At 64.2% G+C, this 15,418-nt stretch carries 16 protein-coding genes and 1 tRNA gene; 10 read left to right on the forward strand and 7 right to left on the reverse strand.

From position 1 onward, the window contains the following. Positions 1-3: 3 nt before the first annotated feature. Positions 4-837: an FTR1 family iron permease gene (locus tag CFR71_RS08270; protein ID WP_110529989.1), complete on the forward strand. Its 834-nt coding sequence runs from the start codon at positions 4-6 to the stop codon at positions 835-837. Positions 838-1,022: 185 nt separating this feature from the next. Here the strand turns inward: CFR71_RS08270 and CFR71_RS08275 are convergent, their stop codons facing one another. Then, entirely contained in the window at positions 1,023-1,547 is a 525-nt protein-coding gene (locus CFR71_RS08275) for an iron transporter (protein ID WP_110530195.1), read from the reverse strand. A gap of 410 nt (positions 1,548-1,957) precedes the next feature. On the opposite strand from CFR71_RS08275, the gene CFR71_RS08280 reads away from it, so the two are divergent. Continuing rightward, positions 1,958-2,728, forward strand: coding sequence for a glucose 1-dehydrogenase (locus CFR71_RS08280; RefSeq protein ID WP_110530198.1), 771 nt, complete (start codon positions 1,958-1,960; stop codon positions 2,726-2,728). Between the two features lie 137 nt (positions 2,729-2,865). On the opposite strand, the gene CFR71_RS08285 is transcribed toward CFR71_RS08280, so the two are convergent. After that, complete coding sequence (locus tag CFR71_RS08285) at positions 2,866-5,163, reverse strand: TonB-dependent receptor (protein WP_110529991.1); 2,298 nt, start codon at positions 5,161-5,163, stop codon at positions 2,866-2,868. Between the two features lie 183 nt (positions 5,164-5,346). After that, positions 5,347-5,766 (reverse strand): Lrp/AsnC family transcriptional regulator, encoded by a 420-nt coding sequence (locus CFR71_RS08290; protein WP_110530202.1) that lies wholly within the window; start codon positions 5,764-5,766, stop codon positions 5,347-5,349. 130 nt (positions 5,767-5,896) lie between these two features. On the opposite strand from CFR71_RS08290, the gene CFR71_RS08295 reads away from it, so the two are divergent. Next, positions 5,897-6,937, forward strand: a complete 1,041-nt coding sequence (locus CFR71_RS08295) for an ornithine cyclodeaminase (protein ID WP_110529993.1) — start codon at positions 5,897-5,899, stop codon at positions 6,935-6,937. Next, positions 6,934-7,875, forward strand: coding sequence for a citrulline utilization hydrolase CtlX (ctlX, locus tag CFR71_RS08300; RefSeq protein ID WP_110529996.1), 942 nt, complete (start codon positions 6,934-6,936; stop codon positions 7,873-7,875). Before CFR71_RS08295 ends, ctlX begins: the two co-directional genes overlap by 4 nt. Positions 7,876-7,995: 120 nt before the next feature. Here the strand turns inward: ctlX and CFR71_RS08305 are convergent, their stop codons facing one another. The 3 genes from CFR71_RS08305 to CFR71_RS08310 all read right to left on the reverse strand — a co-directional run bounded on the left by CFR71_RS08305 (position 7,996) and on the right by CFR71_RS08310 (position 8,958). Continuing rightward, a complete protein-coding gene (locus CFR71_RS08305; RefSeq protein ID WP_110529999.1) occupies positions 7,996-8,370 on the reverse strand; it encodes a hypothetical protein in 375 nt (124 codons plus the stop codon). Between the two features lie 82 nt (positions 8,371-8,452). After that, on the reverse strand, positions 8,453-8,599 hold the full coding sequence (locus CFR71_RS16475) for a hypothetical protein (RefSeq protein ID WP_165832058.1): 147 nt from the start codon (positions 8,597-8,599) through the stop codon (positions 8,453-8,455). Between the two features lie 273 nt (positions 8,600-8,872). Next, positions 8,873-8,958, reverse strand: a tRNA-Tyr gene (locus CFR71_RS08310). Positions 8,959-9,067: 109 nt separating this feature from the next. Here CFR71_RS08310 and rlmB point away from each other — a divergent pair. The 6 genes from rlmB to CFR71_RS08340 all read left to right on the forward strand — a co-directional run bounded on the left by rlmB (position 9,068) and on the right by CFR71_RS08340 (position 13,443). Next, the gene (rlmB, locus tag CFR71_RS08315) at positions 9,068-9,943 is read left to right on the forward strand and encodes a 23S rRNA (guanosine(2251)-2'-O)-methyltransferase RlmB (protein ID WP_110530002.1); all 876 of its coding nucleotides are present in this window, start codon (positions 9,068-9,070) and stop codon (positions 9,941-9,943) included. Positions 9,944-10,093: 150 nt separating this feature from the next. After that, the gene (locus tag CFR71_RS08320; protein WP_110530005.1) at positions 10,094-10,459 is read left to right on the forward strand and encodes a RidA family protein; all 366 of its coding nucleotides are present in this window, start codon (positions 10,094-10,096) and stop codon (positions 10,457-10,459) included. 64 nt (positions 10,460-10,523) lie between these two features. Continuing rightward, positions 10,524-11,546 carry an SDR family oxidoreductase gene (locus CFR71_RS08325; protein WP_239020317.1) on the forward strand — a complete coding sequence of 341 codons (1,023 nt, stop codon included), beginning with the start codon at positions 10,524-10,526 and terminating at the stop codon, positions 11,544-11,546. A gap of 454 nt (positions 11,547-12,000) precedes the next feature. Next, positions 12,001-12,153 (forward strand): hypothetical protein, encoded by a 153-nt coding sequence (locus tag CFR71_RS16480; RefSeq protein WP_165832059.1) that lies wholly within the window; start codon positions 12,001-12,003, stop codon positions 12,151-12,153. 187 nt (positions 12,154-12,340) lie between these two features. Beyond that, positions 12,341-12,775: a CHRD domain-containing protein gene (locus CFR71_RS08335; RefSeq protein WP_165829159.1), complete on the forward strand. Its 435-nt coding sequence runs from the start codon at positions 12,341-12,343 to the stop codon at positions 12,773-12,775. A gap of 227 nt (positions 12,776-13,002) precedes the next feature. Next, positions 13,003-13,443: a hypothetical protein gene (locus tag CFR71_RS08340; RefSeq protein ID WP_110530209.1), complete on the forward strand. Its 441-nt coding sequence runs from the start codon at positions 13,003-13,005 to the stop codon at positions 13,441-13,443. 225 nt (positions 13,444-13,668) lie between these two features. On the opposite strand, the gene CFR71_RS08345 is transcribed toward CFR71_RS08340, so the two are convergent. Continuing rightward, positions 13,669-15,210 carry a carbohydrate porin gene (locus CFR71_RS08345; RefSeq protein WP_110530212.1) on the reverse strand — a complete coding sequence of 514 codons (1,542 nt, stop codon included), beginning with the start codon at positions 15,208-15,210 and terminating at the stop codon, positions 13,669-13,671. Between the last annotated feature and the right edge of the window lie 208 nt (positions 15,211-15,418).

Consider the following 15,418-nt stretch of genomic DNA (forward strand, 5'->3'; position numbering starts at 1 on the left):
GCAATGCTGGGAAGTCTGCTCATCGTTTTTCGTGAGGTGCTGGAGGCGGGGCTGATCGTGGGGATCGTGCTGGCCGCAACCCAGGGCATTCCCCGTCGCGGCCGCTGGGTCGCCGGGGGCATCGCGGCGGGCGCCGTCGGCGCGGGGATTGTCGCACTGTTCGCCGGTCGCCTGTCGCAGGCGCTGTCGGGCAACGGGCAGGATGTCTTTTCGGCGTCCATCCTGTGCCTCGCGGTCGTGATGCTGGGCTGGCACACCGTATGGATGACGCGCCATGGCCGCGAAATGGCGGGCGACATGCGCGTGCTGGGGGCGGAGGTCGCATCGGGCGAACGCTCCCTGAGCGCGATGGCGGTGGTCGTCGCGGTCGCCGTCCTGCGTGAAGGGATGGAGGTCGTGCTGTTCCTGTACGGCATCGCCGTTTCCACCCATTCCGGCCCGCTGGCGATGCTGACGGGCGGGCTGCTGGGCATTGTCGCGGGGGGCGGGGTGTCGTGGCTGCTGTATCGCGGCCTGATCATCATTCCGCTGCATCGCCTGTTCGGCGTGACCGCCATGCTGATCGCCTTCCTTGCCGCGGGAATGGCCAGTCAGGCGGCGGCGCTGCTGGCGGGGGACGACCTGATCCCGGCATGCGGGTATGAAATGTGGGACACGTCGTGGCTGCTGTCCGATGGCAGCATGACCGGCCGCGCGGCCAAGGCGCTGTTCGGGTATTCCGACCGCCCCATGGGCGTCCAGCTGATCGCGTGGGTCGTGACGCTGGTGGTGATGGTCGTCGCCACCCGGCTTGCGCAACGCAGGCCGGCGGGGCGCGTGCCGCAGGGGACGGCCTGAAGACGGCCCGTTGATAAGGGACCGTTTGAAAATAACCTTTTGATAAAGAAGTTTTTGGGTGCCGCCTTTTTCCAAAAAGGCGGCGTTCTTCGAAGCTTTTTGAAAAAAGCTTCACCAAAAACTTCTTTTCCTGATGCGCACGGGCCGGGCATGGTCGCCCATGTCCCGGCCCGCTCCGCGCGATCCTATTTCTGGGGATAGGAGAATGTGAACTTCTCGGTAAACGGCTCCCAGAAGCCCGGGGTGCCGGTTTCCTTGTCCACGTGATGCAAAAAGCCGTTATGTTCCGGCGAGGAGTAGCGGAGTTCCACCGTATACCTGCCGGGGCCGCCCATGCGCACGTTGTTGGCGTAATGCGGGCCATCCTTGGCCGTCATCGCGCGCATCGTGCCGCTGCTGCTGAAGGAGGATCCCTCCTTCGTCAGGGTGTAGTCGATCGTCAGGTAGGGGATCCATGCCCCATCGGGATAACCCCAGACATTGTCCGCCGTGGCGTGGACATCGGTTTCAAGGTGGATCGTGTCATTGCCCATCGGCATGCCGGCGGGCATGGGCGCCATGTCCACCCCGATCAGGTAGCTTGCGGCGATTTCCATGTCATGGGCCTGCACCGGCCCGCCGATCGGGTATTCACGGGCCTGCGCCTGTGAAACCGTCGCGGCAAGGCCCGTCACAAGGCCGGCGGCCAGAAGACCTTTTGCGAACTGCATGTTTTTCAACCTCTGTCAGCAGGAATGGGGATGGGGAACATCCGCGACCGGTCATGCCCCCCGGCGTCATCCGGCGATGGCGCGCGGAAAAGTCGTGGAATCACCAATGAAGATACGAACATGTGATAATAATGGGACCTGCCCGCGCAGCCTCGGCGCGGCGGGCGCGGGGCGGGTTCCGATGAACGTCCCAACAATATGAGAATAATTATCAATGTCAATATAAGGGCACGACCGCCCGGTGAAAAAGCCCGCGACATTTTCCCCACATTTGCGTCATGACCCGGCCGTGCCGGTGTATGGGAAAAACCGTCAGCCGGGGCGTCGCGTTCAACGGACGGTGATGCAGGTTATGGTCCCCCATTTCCGCCGGACGGTATAGGATTGCCCCACATCAGCAGGAGAACATGATGATGCGCGTATCGGGAAAAGTTGCGCTGGTGACTGGCGCGGCGCTGGGTATCGGCAGGGCGACGGCGGGGCTTCTGGCGAAAGAGGGGGCGAAGGTCGTCATCGCCGACCTCAAGGCTGCGGAGGGGCAGGCCGCCGTCGCGGAAATAGAAGCCGCCGGAGGGGAGGCCATGTTCGTCGAACTGAACGTGGCGGACGAGGAGGACTGGAAAAAGGCGATGGCGGCCGTCATCGCGCGTTTCGGGCGTCTGGACATCGCGGTCAACAACGCGGGCATCGCGTGGTCGGGCACGGTGGAAAGCACGGACCTCGCGGCATGGCGGCGGGTGCAGTCGATCAACCTTGACGGTGTGTTCCTTGGCACGAAATACGCGGTGGAGGCGATGAAACCGCACAGGTCGGGTTCGATCGTCAACCTGTCCTCCATCGAGGGGCTGGTGGGCGATCCTACCCTTGCCGCCTATAACGCCAGCAAGGGCGGCGTGCGGCTGTTCACGAAATCCGCTGCCCTGCACTGCGCTAAATCCGGCTACAGGATCCGGGTCAATTCCGTGCATCCCGGCTATATCTGGACGCCGATGGTCCAGGGGCTGACCCATGACACCCCCGATCAGGAGGCGGCGCGCCAGAAGCTGATCGCGCTGCACCCGCTGGGCCATCTGGGGGAGCCGGATGACATCGCCTATGGCATCCTGTTCCTTGCCTCTGACGAATCAAAGTTCATGACCGGCAGCGAACTGGTGATCGATGGCGGCTATACCGCGCAGTAAAACTGGTCCTGACAGAAATCATTGATTAAAAGTTTTTGGGTGCCGCCTTTTATCTAAAAAGGCGGCGTTCTTTAAAGCTTTTTGAAAAAGCTTCACCAAAAACTTCTTTACGATTTGCCCAAGGGCGCGCGGGGCCGTCAGAACCGCTGTGACAGGCCCGTCAGGATGGTGCGACGCAGCCCGTATTGCGGCGCGCCGACGCCAATCCCGCTGCCATCGCGCAGTTCATAGCGCCGGTCGAACAGGTTGATGACATCCAGCCGCAGCTGCGTGCGTTTCAGGAAGCTGACATGGAAAAGGTCCTGGAACGACTGCACCAGCGACAGGTTGAACGTCACGTATTGCGGAACCTTTGCCCCGTTGGGGATGGCGCCATCGGCACGCAGGCCGCTGCCATACACCATGGTGGCGGACAGGCGCGTCGGGTGCCCGGTCTGGTAAAACGCGGTATAGCTTCCCCCGGCGGAGGCGGTCCACCGCTGGTCATGGTCAAGGTGGATCCAGTGGTTGCGGATATAGGACAGGTCGGCGGGATCGAAATTCCACTGCGCGCTGGTAATGTCCTCCCCCATTGCGCGGGACCATGCGAAATTGCCGTAAACGGAAAAGGGGCCACGGGTGTAATCGGTGGCGAATTCGTAACCATGGGCCTTGCCCTTGCGGTAATTGAAGGCCGACAGGATGATGGGGGAACCGAACTGCCCTTCGTCGATCATGTTGCGCGCAAGCTTCAGATACGCGTCAAAGGACGCATGCCATCCCGGCAGCAGCATCTGTGAAATGCCCGCGTCGAAATAATGGTCGCGCTCCGCCTTGACGGTGGTGTCCTGCAACGTGCCGGGTGCGGCCGAGGTATTGGCGAATTTGTCCAGTGACGTGCCCCCCACCAGTTCGAACGGCGGCGGGGTGAAGTAACGTGAATACCCCGCATGCAGCGTGCCGCCATGCCAGGGCTGCCACACGACGTTGATGCGCGGGCTGACCTGCTTGGAATGGGTGTATTCGTCCACGCCGTCAAAACGCAGGCCGTAATTGATCGTAAGGTTGCGCACCGGCTGCCACTCATCCTGCGCATACAGGCCGTACATCCACCCGGTCCGGCCATTGCCGTCGTGAATGGTCTCGGTCGCGCCGCTGAAGGTCGCATTTCCGTCGCTGTCGGTCCCGGTCTGGGGATAGACGGTGGAATCCGTCTGCGACACCGTGCGTTCGACATAGGCCTGATATCCGAAACGCACCGTATGGTGGGGGGCGGCGTGCCATGTCACGTCGCTTTGCGATCCGGTGGACATCACCGATCGCTGCGCGTTCTGCGCGATGCCGTTATAGACAAGGTCCCCCAGCGGGTCGGGGGAATAGCCAAGCGAGCTGTAGCGCGAGAAAACCGATGACTGCAGGCTGAAATTCCCGATTTCCTTCTGCAGCGACAGGATCGCGAAATCGGTGATTTCCTTCTGCCGTTCATTCAGGCTGGCGCTGTCGCCCGTGCCATAGACCTGCTGCGCAAGCTGGCTGTTGAGGAAGTCGGGGTTCGCAAACTGCCTCTGCTGTCCGGGATTGTTCGGAAGCTGGTAATAGGCGTTGGAAACACCGGCGGTAAAGCTGATGCGCGTGGTGTCGTCAACCGTGTACCGCAGGTGGCCAAGGAAATGGTACTGGTTGCTCAGGTCATGCAGGGCATTGAACTTTGGCGTGGTGTTTTCGATGCCCACGCGGTCATGCACGAAATCGGCGGTGACGAAGTAATCCCACTTCCCATGACTTCCGCCATATTGCAGCGAGGGAAAGAAGTAATCCCGCGCCCCGCCATAGATCGAGACCTCGCCCCCCGGATCGGCGCTGCCGTTCTTGGTCGTGATGTCGATGACGCCCGCCTGCTGGAAGCCGTATTCGCTGGGCAGCGCGCCGGTCGTCAGCGACATGGAATGGGCAAAGCGCGTCATCAGCGTCTGCCCGAAGACGCTCAGCCCCTCGGGAAGCTGCACGCCATCAAGGCGGAACTGCACCTCGTTATGGTCGCCACGGATGTGGATCTGCCCGTAACTGTCCTGCGCCACGCCCGGCGCCTGCAGCAGGACGGCGTTCATCGGGGCGTTGTCGCCACCGGGGATGGTTTCGATATCCTTGCGCGAAAAGCGGTAGGTGGTCGCCCCCGTCGCCGGCTGCAGGGCCGAACGCATGCGGTCCAGCCGCGCATTGACGTTGATATGTTCGCCCTTGCTGTCGGAAAAGCTGGTGACGGTCTGTTTCGGGTGCGTGGGCTGCTGCGCGGTGTCGGCGGGCTGTGCGCTGTCGAAGGAGGTACGGGCATCCTGCGGCGTGACGTCGGCGGCCCGGGCCACGCCCGACAGCACGACCGGCAGGCATACCGTTCCCGCCAGCAGGCAGGACAGTGGCAGCGTGGAAAATGACAGGGCGCAACCGGAAACGTTCATTGTAAGGCCTGCGTTAGGGACATGCGGAATGGCTTCTGCGACGCACCCTATTTGTAATGTTATATTATATCAATAGCGCGATGAGAGGATCCCCCCGATTCATTGCGAAATCGTGACATGAAAGCCACACCATGCGCGGGCAGGACGTGCGCGGCGGGGGGCGGAATGGTGGGGAAAGGCCCGTCAGACCGAACTCAGCATGATGCTGGTTTCGGAGTTCAGGACCCCGTCGATCATGCGCACCTCGCGCAGGACGCGGTCGAAATCGCGCAGGTTGTCGGCCCGGATTTCCGCGATCAGGTCCCACGCCCCGTTCGTCGTGTGCAGGGTATGGAGTTCGGGCATGCCGCGCAGCTGGCGGATGATTTCGGTGGTGGACTTACCCGCCACCTCGATCAGCATGACGGCGCGGATTTCGTCATGTTCGCGCCGCGCGCGGATGGTGAAGCCAAGGATCGTCCCGCTGTCGAGCAGCCGGTCAAGGCGCGTCTGCACCGTCGCGCGTGAAATCCCCAGCGCGAGGGCAAGCTGCGCGATGGGCGCGCGCCCGTCCGCGCGCAGCAGGGCGATCAGCTTCCGGTCAAGGGCGTCGGGCGTATGCATGCGGCGATCTGTAAGGCAGCGGTGCGCAATATGAAAGGAATTTGGCAAAAATCATGATAATGTTGGTATTCCCCCTGACATCCTGGCAGGGCACGATCGCATGGAATGGCGATGATGGGGTGGGTGAAGCATGGTCCAGTATGTCGGCACGGCCAACCTTGCGCGGCTGGTCAGGCATGTCGGGCTGGAGGCGTTCCTGCGCGGCCTGGCCGGGTATATCGAGGACGATTTCCGCCGCTGGCCCCAATTCGAGAAGATACCCCGCCTTGCCAGCCATTCCGCCAGTGGCGTGATCGAACTGATGCCCACCAGCGATGGCGCGCTGTATGCGTTCAAGTATGTCAACGGTCACCCCTGCAATACCGCCGCCGGGCTGCAGACGGTCACGGCGTTTGGCGTCCTGTCGGATGTCGCGACGGGCTATCCGCTGCTGCTGTCGGAAATGACGCTGCTGACGGCGCTGCGCACGGCGGCGACATCGGCGCTGGTGGCACGCCGCCTTGCGCGGCGCGGGTCGCGGGTCATGGCGATGATCGGGCTGGGCGCGCAATCCGAATTCCAGGCGATGGCGTTCCGGGCGCTGACGGATGTGCGCCGCCTTCAGGTCCATGACACCGACCCGGCCGCGGCGCGCAAGTTCATGCGCAACATGGCCCGCGCGGGGATGGAGGTCGTGCTGATGCCCACCAGCGCCGGCGCCGTGATGGGGGCGGACATCATCACCACGATCACGGCGGACAAGCAGCAGGCGACGGTCCTGTCGGACAATATGGTCGGCCCCGGCGTCCACATCAACGCGGTGGGCGGCGACTGCCCCGGCAAGACGGAGCTGCAGCCCGGGATCCTGTCGCGGGGCCGGGTGTTCGTGGAACTGCCGGAACAGACGCGCGTGGAAGGGGAGATCCAGCAGATGCCCGATGATTTTCCCGTCACGGAAATATGGCGGGTCCTGGCCGGGTACGAACCGGGGCGCGTATCGGACCACGACATCACCATCTTTGATTCCGTGGGATTCGCGACCGAGGATTTTTCCGCCCTGCGTTATGTCCGCGATGGCGTGGCGGGAACGGATTTCTGTGCCGACATCGACCTTCTGACGGCGCCGCGTGATCCGCGCGACCTGTTCGGCCTGCTTGACCTTCATGAACCAGTGGCAGGGAGTTCCATATGAAAACAATGTCCGTGCAGGCCCCCCGGGGCGTGGTGATGATCCGCCCGCATCATTTCCATCCCAACCCGGAAACCGAATCCGACAACGCGTTCCAGTCCCGCGACGCCACCCGCACGGCCGAACGCATCGCGGCCCAGGCCCATGCCGAGGTCACGCAGGTCGCGCAACGTCTGCAGGACGCGGGCGTCAGCGTGCACATGTTCGAGGACGAAGGCCGCCAGACGCCGGATTCCGTCTTTCCCAACAACTGGTTTTCAACCCATGCGGGCGGGCATGTCGCGCTGTATCCGATGTTTTCGCCCAGCCGCCGCCGCGAACGGCGCGGTGATATCATCGAGATGCTCAAGCACCGGTACCGGGTGCAGGACGTGATCGATTATTCCGGGCTGGAACAGGACAATGTCTTCCTTGAGGGCACGGGGGCGATGGTCCTCGACCATATCGAACGCGTGGCCTATGCCGCGAAATCCAACCGCACGAACGAAGTCGCGCTGGAACGGTTCTGCACCCACTTCAATTTCGAACCCATCGTGTTCGACGCGGCGGACGCGGCCGGACGCCGGATCTATCATACCAATGTCCTGATGTGCATTGGCACCGGTTTCGCGATGGTGGGCCTGTCATCCATTACCGATCCCGCGCGCCGGGCGGAAATCGCGCAGCGCCTGTGCGATAACGGGCGTGAACTGGTGGACCTGTCGCATGAACAGGTGGCGGAGTTCGCGGGCAACGCCATCGAACTGGCAGGACGGGACGGACCCGTGCTGGCGCTTTCGCGTCGGGCATGGGCGTCCCTGACCCCGTCGCAGCAGGCGGTGATCGAACGGTTTGCCCATGTCCTTGCGCTGGATGTCCCGACGATCGAACTGGCGGGCGGTTCGGTGCGCTGCATGCTGGCGGGAATCCACCTTACCCCCCGCCCGCGCAACACCCTGTAAATCCTAAGAAAGTTTTTGGTGAAGCTTTTTGCAAAAAGCTTCATAAGAACGCCGCCTTTTTAGGGAGAAGGCGGCACCCAAAACGTCTTATGATTTCATCGGCCGGTCATGCGCCCCCGTTCAGGGGGCTTCGGGCACCGGGGTCTGGCTTTCCGGCCGGGGCGGGGACGTCCCTGTCGTGGCGGGCGGTGTCGTGCGGGGCGCGCTTTCGGTGGGCGCTTCGGTGGGTGCGCTTTGTGTCGCGGGCATGCGCGGCAGCGGGTGGGTCGGTTTGGCGGGCAGTGGCTCCGTCTTGCGCGAATAGGGCTGGAGCCGTTGCAGGGCCGAGGGAGAATCATCGCCCGGCCGGTCCACGCTGGGGTCGTCGGGATGTTTCTGCGCCCATGCCGGGGCCGTCGCGCCCGCAAGCGACAGGCACGACAGCACGAGGACGGTTACGACCGGCCAACCCGCGACCGGGCGGCGGGCCGGATAGTGCACGCGAACATGTTGCATGGCGCGATATCCATAAAGAACCCGAATGGCATCATGATATCCGGCACGATGAGATCCTGCGTGTCAGGGGCAGCGGGCGGTGTCACTCCGTCGGGCAGGGCGGGGCGCTGCCATCGGCGCAGACGACTTTCGATCCCTGCGGCACCACGATGACCGTCCGGTCATGCGTATCGTCGCTGCCGCACCCGGCAAGGGACAGCGCCACGCCCATGGGCAGGAGAACAAGCATAAGAGGCAAGGTCTGTCTTTTGCGGGTCCGCGTCATGGGCGAAGCTCCTGATCCGCTGGCGTTCATGTGTCAGGATTTCCCTGTCATGACGATATCGCACCAGGCCGGTAACAGTTCCGGCGCATGTCGGGACGGGACGGAACCGCCCGGTCCGGGCATTGGGTCCCCAGGCATTTCACGACGTGCCTTCCCGGCAGGCCGCAACGGACGACACACAAGAACGCCGGAAAACCGGCATTGTGCGACAGGATGATGCTGTATGGGAAAGGACCCTGGTGGAGGGAGTTGGATTCGAACCAACGTAGGCGTACGCCAGCGGATTTACAGTCCGCCCCCTTTAGCCACTCGGGCATCCCTCCGGGTTGACGGCGTGGATAATCATTCGTCGCCGGGGTGTCAATGCCCCTGACCAAAAAGGGTGCGAGAATTACGGATGACGCGCGGCGTGGTTATGCCTAAAACCGCCGCATGAACATGCGTCCTTCCCGCCGTCGCCCGGGCCGCCCCGTGGGGGCATCCGATTCGCAGCCTTCCGCCGCCCCCGCCACTCCGCCCACCCCGCCGCGTGGCCGCAGGCCCGCGCCCGAGCGGGGGGCGGAACGTGGTGGCCGGGCGGAGGTCGCGCCGCGCGGGACATGCTGGCTGTATGGCACGCACGCGGTGGTGGCCGCGCTGTCCAATCCGCGTCGCAGGCTGCGCCAGCTGCTGGTGACGGGCGAGGCGCAGGCAACGCTGGAGGCACGGGTGGAAGGCGGCCTTCCGATCCAGCCGCAGCGGGTGGATCGCGCGCGCATCGACGCAATCTGCGGCCGCGATGCCGTGCATCAGGGGGTCGCGCTGCTGGCGGACCTGCTGGAGGTCCCGGCGCTGGAGGATATTGTTGAACGTCCCGGCCCGGTCCTGCTGCTGGATCAGGTGACGGACCCGCGCAATATCGGGGCGATCCTGCGTTCGGCGGCGGCCTTCGGCGCGGCGGCGGTCGTCGTGCAGGACCGCAATGCGCCGGAGGAAACCGGCGCGCTGGCCAAGGCCGCGTCCGGCGCGCTGGAGGTCGTGCCGCTGGTGCGCGTGGTCAACCTGTCGCGCACGATCGACGCGCTGAAATCCCATGGCATGTGGACGGTGGGGCTGGACGCGGGGGGCGGCATCCTTGACGGCGCGTCCTTCCGGCAGCGGCGCGTGGCCCTGGTGCTGGGGGCGGAGGGCGCGGGCCTGCGCCGCCTGACGCGCGAACATTGCGACGAAATCGCGGGCCTTGCGATGTCGGGCGATATGGAAAGCCTCAACGTCTCCAACGCCGCCGCCGTCGCGCTGTATGAAATGTCGCGCCCCCGGGGGGAGTGACATCCCGGCTATGGGTTTTGCAACAAGTCATTGATAAACATATGAAAGTTTTCGGGTGTCGCCTTTTTTCAAAAAGGGCGGCGTCTTTTGAAGCTTTTTGCAAAAAGCTTCACCAAAAACTTCTTTCCCTGAACACCAAGGAGTTGCCACATGTCGATCAAACGCCTGCAGCCCGAGGCACGCCTGACGGGCGCGGTGGTGCATAACGGCCTTGTCCACCTTGCCGGGCAGGTCGCCGATGACCCGGACGCCGATGCCGAGGGCCAGACCGCCGATATCCTGCGCCAGGTCGATGCCCTGCTGGCGGAGGCGGGCACGGACAAGAGCCGCCTGATTTCCATGCAGATTTTCCTTGCCGACATGGGCGACATGGCGGCGATGAACCGGGCATGGGATGCGTGGCTGGACACGGCGAACAAACCCGCCCGTGCGACGGTGGAGGCACGGCTGGCCGATCCGCGCTGGCGGGTGGAAATGACCGGAATCGCCGCTCTGCCGCCCGTCGCGCGGACGTAGGAGGCAACCACGGCGCACGGGGGCTGTTATGTTGGGGCGATACATGAACAGGAGACGGCGTCCCATGGCCGACGATATCAGTTCCCCCCCTTCTTCGCGTCGCACCATGCTTCAGGGCATGGCGGCGGGCCTTGTCACCGCCGCAGCGGCGGCACCTGCGGCGGCAGGGGCCGCCGACAGCCCCGGTGATACGGCCCCCACGGCGGCGCCGCTGGTCAATCCCGAAACCCGGTACCCCCGTCCCCCTTTCCCGCGACAGTCCCAGCCGTGGCCCGGCCTCGCGGGGAAGATGGACCCGCGTCCCGACCACGGGGAAAAAAGCTATCGCGGTTCCGGCCGTCTGGCCGGGCGCAAGGCGCTGATTACCGGCGGCGATTCGGGCATCGGGCGGGCGGCGGCCATCGCCTATGCGCGTGAGGGGGCGGATGTCGCCATCGCCTACCTGCCGCAGGAGGAACCCGACGCAAAGGAAGTCATCGCCCTGATCCGCGAGGCCGGGCGCAAGGCGGTGGCGATTCCGGGCGACCTGCGCGACGAACAGTACTGCAAGGATCTGGTGGCGAAGGCGCATGCGGAACTGGGCGGGCTGGACATCCTGGTCAGCAACGCGGGGCGGCAGGTGCATCAGGCATCCATCGTCGATATCACCACGGAACAGTTTGACGAGACGTTCCGCACCAACATCTATGCCCTGTTCTTTCTTGCCCGCGCGGCGATTCCGCTGATGCCGCCCGGCAGCGCGATCATCGCCACGGCGTCGGTCAACGCCTTCAGCCCGTCGGAAATCCTGCTGGATTATTCCGCGACCAAGGGCGCGATCGTGGCGCTGGTCAAATCGCTGGCGAAGCAGATGGTGCACAAGGGGATCCGCGTCAACGCCGTCGCCCCCGGCCCGTTCTGGACCGCACTGCAGGTCAGTGGCGGACAGACGCAGGACCATATCCACCAGTTCGGGGCCGAAACCCCGATGGGCCGCGCGGGACAGCCCGCCGAACTGGCCCCGGTCTATGTGCTCCTCGCCTCGGCGGAGGCAAGCTACATCACCGGACAGGTCTATGCCGCGTCGGGCGGTACCGGCGTGGGATGAAAAATAGCAAGAAAACAATAAGTTGGAAAACGGATAAAAGTTTTTGGGTGTCGCCTTTTTTCAAAAAGGCGACGTCCCTGGCGACGTTTCCCGAAAAAAAGCGTCCCGGGAAACTGTCATTGATCCCGGGGACAATACCGGACCCGCCTTTTCAGACCGCCGCCGGGGCGCGGCATCGGGGCTTTCGCATCGCCGCGCATGCTGGCACACAGGGGGCATGCGTTATGTCCTGATGATCTGCGTGATGCTGCTTGCGGCGATGTTCTGCTACATGGTCCTTGACATGGCGATGCAGACGGGCCGCGACGTCGCCAATTCGCATCCATGGTGAACCGCCCGCCATCCCCGCCACGTGCTGCACAAAAGTAACATTCCCGCCATCATTTCATCACAGCCGCGCCTGACGATCGCGATCATGATGGCCCGGAACGGGAATGGATAAACGGGGATGGACATGGGCACGATGGCAATGGCGGTGGCGCTGGTGGCGGGTATCGGGCTGGGCCGGGCATGCGCGCTGCTGTCGCGCGCGCCGGGCCGGCGGCATGCCGGGTGGATGGCGCGTGAAATGGCGGCGCTGGAACGGCCGCGCCCGCTGGATATCTGATCACGATATCGGGTCATCGGCCCATGGCGTGGGGCAGGGTCATGATTCGGGTTGCGCGGGGCCGTATTTTCGGCATCTGATGGGTGGCGCACCATCCCCGCGCGGGAACGGGGTGCCGCGTTCCGTTCCCGTTGCGGGGCGCGTGGAATAACAGGGCGGCCAACGCCCATGACGGAGTAAAGCGCTGATGTTGCGTTCATCCATCCTGCCCGCGATGGGGCTGGGCTGTGCCATCGCGGTGGCCGCCATCGCCCCGGCACAGGCCCGCAGCGTGCATGTATCGGGCCAGTTCGCGACCGAACATGGCGCGACCACCACGCCGTCGGGCGGGGTGATGGCGTGGCTCAATCCCAAGACCAACCTCGTGACCTATACGATCAAGTGGACGGGGCTGAGCGGCAAGGTCACGGCGATCCATTTCCACGGCCCCGCCGCCCCGGGACAGGAGGCCGACGTGCTGGCCCCGGTGGAGGGGCCGTATGTCTCCCCCCTGCGCGGGTCGGTGCTGCTGTCGTCGGAACAGGCGCACGCCCTGATGGCGGGACAGGTCTATGTCAACCTGCATACCGACGCCTATCCCAATGGGGAGGCACGGGCACAGCTTTCGGCGCAGTCACGGTGAGGAAACCGCGCGAAACGGATGAAACCGCAGGCGGAACAATCCGCTTCGCGTTTCGCGGATTACATGTATGATATCGCATATCCGCATGGCCCGGACCGGATTGACCCACTCCCCGTGCGCGTTTCCAGGCTGGTGGCCCACCAGCTGAAACTGTCGGGCGACACCGCGTGAAGAAGGAGTTTACGTTGCGTCTTGCATCTGTTGCCGCCCTTTCGGCCGTCGCTGTTCTGCCTGCCCTCTTTCCCGTTCATGCCCATGCCGCCGCCCCTGCCACCGATGCCCCCGCGCCCGCCACCGACGCCCTTGGCGAACGCACGGGCGAAGTCGCCTTCACCCTGTCGGCCGCCGACCTTGGCGCGGGCATGTCATGGGGGAAGGGAACCCTGACATTCCAGGGACATACCTATAATTTCGGCATTCGCGGCGGTTCCGGCGCGGCCATCGGGTTTTCACATATCCATGCGAAGGGGACCGTCTTCAACCTCTATCGCGCGCAGGATCTGGAGGGCACGTACTGGTCCGTCCAGGGGGAGGCCACGATAGGCGCGGGCACGGGCGGCGCGGTCATGGAAAACAATAACGGCGTGCGGATCAAGTTCACCTCCCGCAGCACGGGCGCGCGGCTTGCCTTCTCGGTGGAGCGCCTGACCATTCGCCTGCGTAACTAGAACCCCCACGTGCCGGAACGGGGGGGCGTTTCCTCCCGGTTCCGGCTGTTTCCGACCCGGTGAAATTGGGGGCTTCTTGAACGGGGTGATTTGATAATACCCTGAAATCATAAAAGTTTTTGGGTGTTGCCTTTTTTTAAAAAGGCGACGTCTTGTGACGCTTTTTGCAAAAAGCTTCACCAAAAACCTTTCATGTCTTTTATCAGCAGCCTTCGGGCAGCCACCTCAGAAGGTGACGTTCGTGTGGATTCCGAAGACCGCTTCGTCGCCAACCCGGCGGGGGGTGGCGTAACGCGGGTCCTGCACGTCGCCCGAGGGATGCCAGACGTACTGGAAATCGGGCTGCAGCACCAGCCACGGCGTTACCTGTGCCTGGTAGGTCAGTTCCAGATGGTTTTCGCTTCCCTGTTTCAGGGAGTGCGACGCGCGGTCGTAATCGCGCATGCCCGAACTGGTCCGCCCGATTCCCCAGCCCAGTCCCACCGTATCGTTGTCGCGTCCCCTGAACGGGGCCTTTAGGTTGATGCCCGCGTCGATGGCGAAGCTGATGAGGTTGCGGTCGCCGCTGTTGCCGGTGGCGCGCGCGAAGACGCCCACCGATTGCGGCGATGTCAGCGACGGCCGCCACAGCATCTGGTCGATGATGCCATAGATCAGCCAGTTCCCCCGGTCCCACCGTGGCGTGGTGTCGCCCCCCGCCAGTACCGCGCGTCCCAGCGACTGCCCCTGCGTATTGTAGCGGTAGTCAGGGAAATCCCCCGTGTCGTAATACCCCCCAAGCTTGTAGATCCCCGGCAGGCCGGGGTCTTTCGTGGCATGCGCCATGTCGGTGGGCTGCGGGTTGAGCGCGTATTGCAGTTCGGTGATCAGCAGCGCGCCGGTGCCCATGTTGAAGCGGGTGCCGCTGCCGTCATTGGTGGTCTGGTTTGTCGGGTCGGCCGTATTGCCGCCATCCTGGATGCCAAAGGAATTGTATCGGTTGCCCGGCGGGTTGTCGTCGGCGGCGGCGAACATGAAGGTAAAGGCATCGGTCGGCCGGTAACGCAGCCGGATCGCGGGGGAGGCCAGCGGCCATGACGGTCCCCCCGAATACAGGTTGAGCGACGGCCCCATCGGCCAGCCGAAACTGGCGTTGAGGTAAAGCGACCCGTAATCGCTGATGAGGAATTCGGTATCGAGGTCCTGTTGCCCGATTTTCACGTCAAGCTTCCCGTTCAGGAAGGACTGCTGGTACCACAGTTCGAACAGGCGGGTGGAGCGGTCGGCCTCGAACCCGCTGACGGGGTTGTAGTCGTAAAGGTGATCCTGCGAGATCGAACGGCCGCGCGTCTGCAGCGCGCTGACATTGAACAGCCCGCCCCGCAGCCCGAACAGCTTTTCAAGGTCCACCGTCAGGGTGGGGGCGGTCACCGCGTCATAGGCCGGGCCGGTGCCCGACCCGCTGCCGGCGTCGTTGATGCTGGGCGCGCCGCCGGTCGCGTTGCCCCACAGCTCCTCCACGTCCTGCAGGCCGAAGGTGATGCCGTGTTTGTACAGCCACGGCCGCAATCCCCCCATGTCGCCCAGCAGGTTGCCGCTGGTATCCAGCGTGTCGGCGTCCCCTTCCGCCGGGGCGGTGGTCGAATCGTGCACCGTCGCGGGATCGATCTGTGAAATCAGGGGGGTGGAATTGCCCAGCCGCGCGCGTCCCTGCGCAACCTGCGTGCGCGGGACCTGCGCATGGGCGGACATGCCCGGCGGCACAAGCACGCAGGCTGCTGCCAGCATCGTCAGCCGGACGACGCGGGAAACGTCGCCGCGCGGGCAGGGGGGCAGGCGGCGGGTCATGGGCGCGGTTTCACCTCTGGCGTGCCCCGATGGCCGTCGCGCAGTTTCCGGCGGCGTCAGGGTCGCCGGAACGTGTCCTGTGATGCGCGGGCAGGGCGGGCAGTGACATGATGGGGCGCACCTATATCCCATCGTCGCGACAGGCAAC

The organism is Novacetimonas pomaceti (genome assembly GCF_003207955.1).
GTDB lineage: Bacteria > Pseudomonadota > Alphaproteobacteria > Acetobacterales > Acetobacteraceae > Novacetimonas > Novacetimonas pomaceti.

Excerpts from the sequence above, each read along its gene's own strand:
- CFR71_RS08270 (WP_110529989.1), top strand. The coding sequence starts at position 4 with ATGCTGGGAAGTCTGCTCATCGTTTTTCGTGAGGTGCTGGAGGCGGGG.
- CFR71_RS08275 (WP_110530195.1), bottom strand. The coding sequence starts at position 1,547 with ATGCAGTTCGCAAAAGGTCTTCTGGCCGCCGGCCTTGTGACGGGCCTT.
- CFR71_RS08280 (WP_110530198.1), top strand. The coding sequence starts at position 1,958 with ATGATGCGCGTATCGGGAAAAGTTGCGCTGGTGACTGGCGCGGCGCTG.
- CFR71_RS08285 (WP_110529991.1), bottom strand. The coding sequence starts at position 5,163 with ATGAACGTTTCCGGTTGCGCCCTGTCATTTTCCACGCTGCCACTGTCC.
- CFR71_RS08290 (WP_110530202.1), bottom strand. The coding sequence starts at position 5,766 with ATGCATACGCCCGACGCCCTTGACCGGAAGCTGATCGCCCTGCTGCGC.
- CFR71_RS08295 (WP_110529993.1), top strand. The coding sequence starts at position 5,897 with ATGGTCCAGTATGTCGGCACGGCCAACCTTGCGCGGCTGGTCAGGCAT.
- ctlX (WP_110529996.1), top strand. The coding sequence starts at position 6,934 with ATGAAAACAATGTCCGTGCAGGCCCCCCGGGGCGTGGTGATGATCCGC.
- CFR71_RS08305 (WP_110529999.1), bottom strand. The coding sequence starts at position 8,370 with ATGCAACATGTTCGCGTGCACTATCCGGCCCGCCGCCCGGTCGCGGGT.
- CFR71_RS16475 (WP_165832058.1), bottom strand. The coding sequence starts at position 8,599 with ATGCTTGTTCTCCTGCCCATGGGCGTGGCGCTGTCCCTTGCCGGGTGC.
- rlmB (WP_110530002.1), top strand. The coding sequence starts at position 9,068 with ATGAACATGCGTCCTTCCCGCCGTCGCCCGGGCCGCCCCGTGGGGGCA.
- CFR71_RS08320 (WP_110530005.1), top strand. The coding sequence starts at position 10,094 with ATGTCGATCAAACGCCTGCAGCCCGAGGCACGCCTGACGGGCGCGGTG.
- CFR71_RS08325 (WP_239020317.1), top strand. The coding sequence starts at position 10,524 with ATGGCCGACGATATCAGTTCCCCCCCTTCTTCGCGTCGCACCATGCTT.
- CFR71_RS16480 (WP_165832059.1), top strand. The coding sequence starts at position 12,001 with ATGGGCACGATGGCAATGGCGGTGGCGCTGGTGGCGGGTATCGGGCTG.
- CFR71_RS08335 (WP_165829159.1), top strand. The coding sequence starts at position 12,341 with ATGTTGCGTTCATCCATCCTGCCCGCGATGGGGCTGGGCTGTGCCATC.
- CFR71_RS08345 (WP_110530212.1), bottom strand. The coding sequence starts at position 15,210 with ATGCTGGCAGCAGCCTGCGTGCTTGTGCCGCCGGGCATGTCCGCCCAT.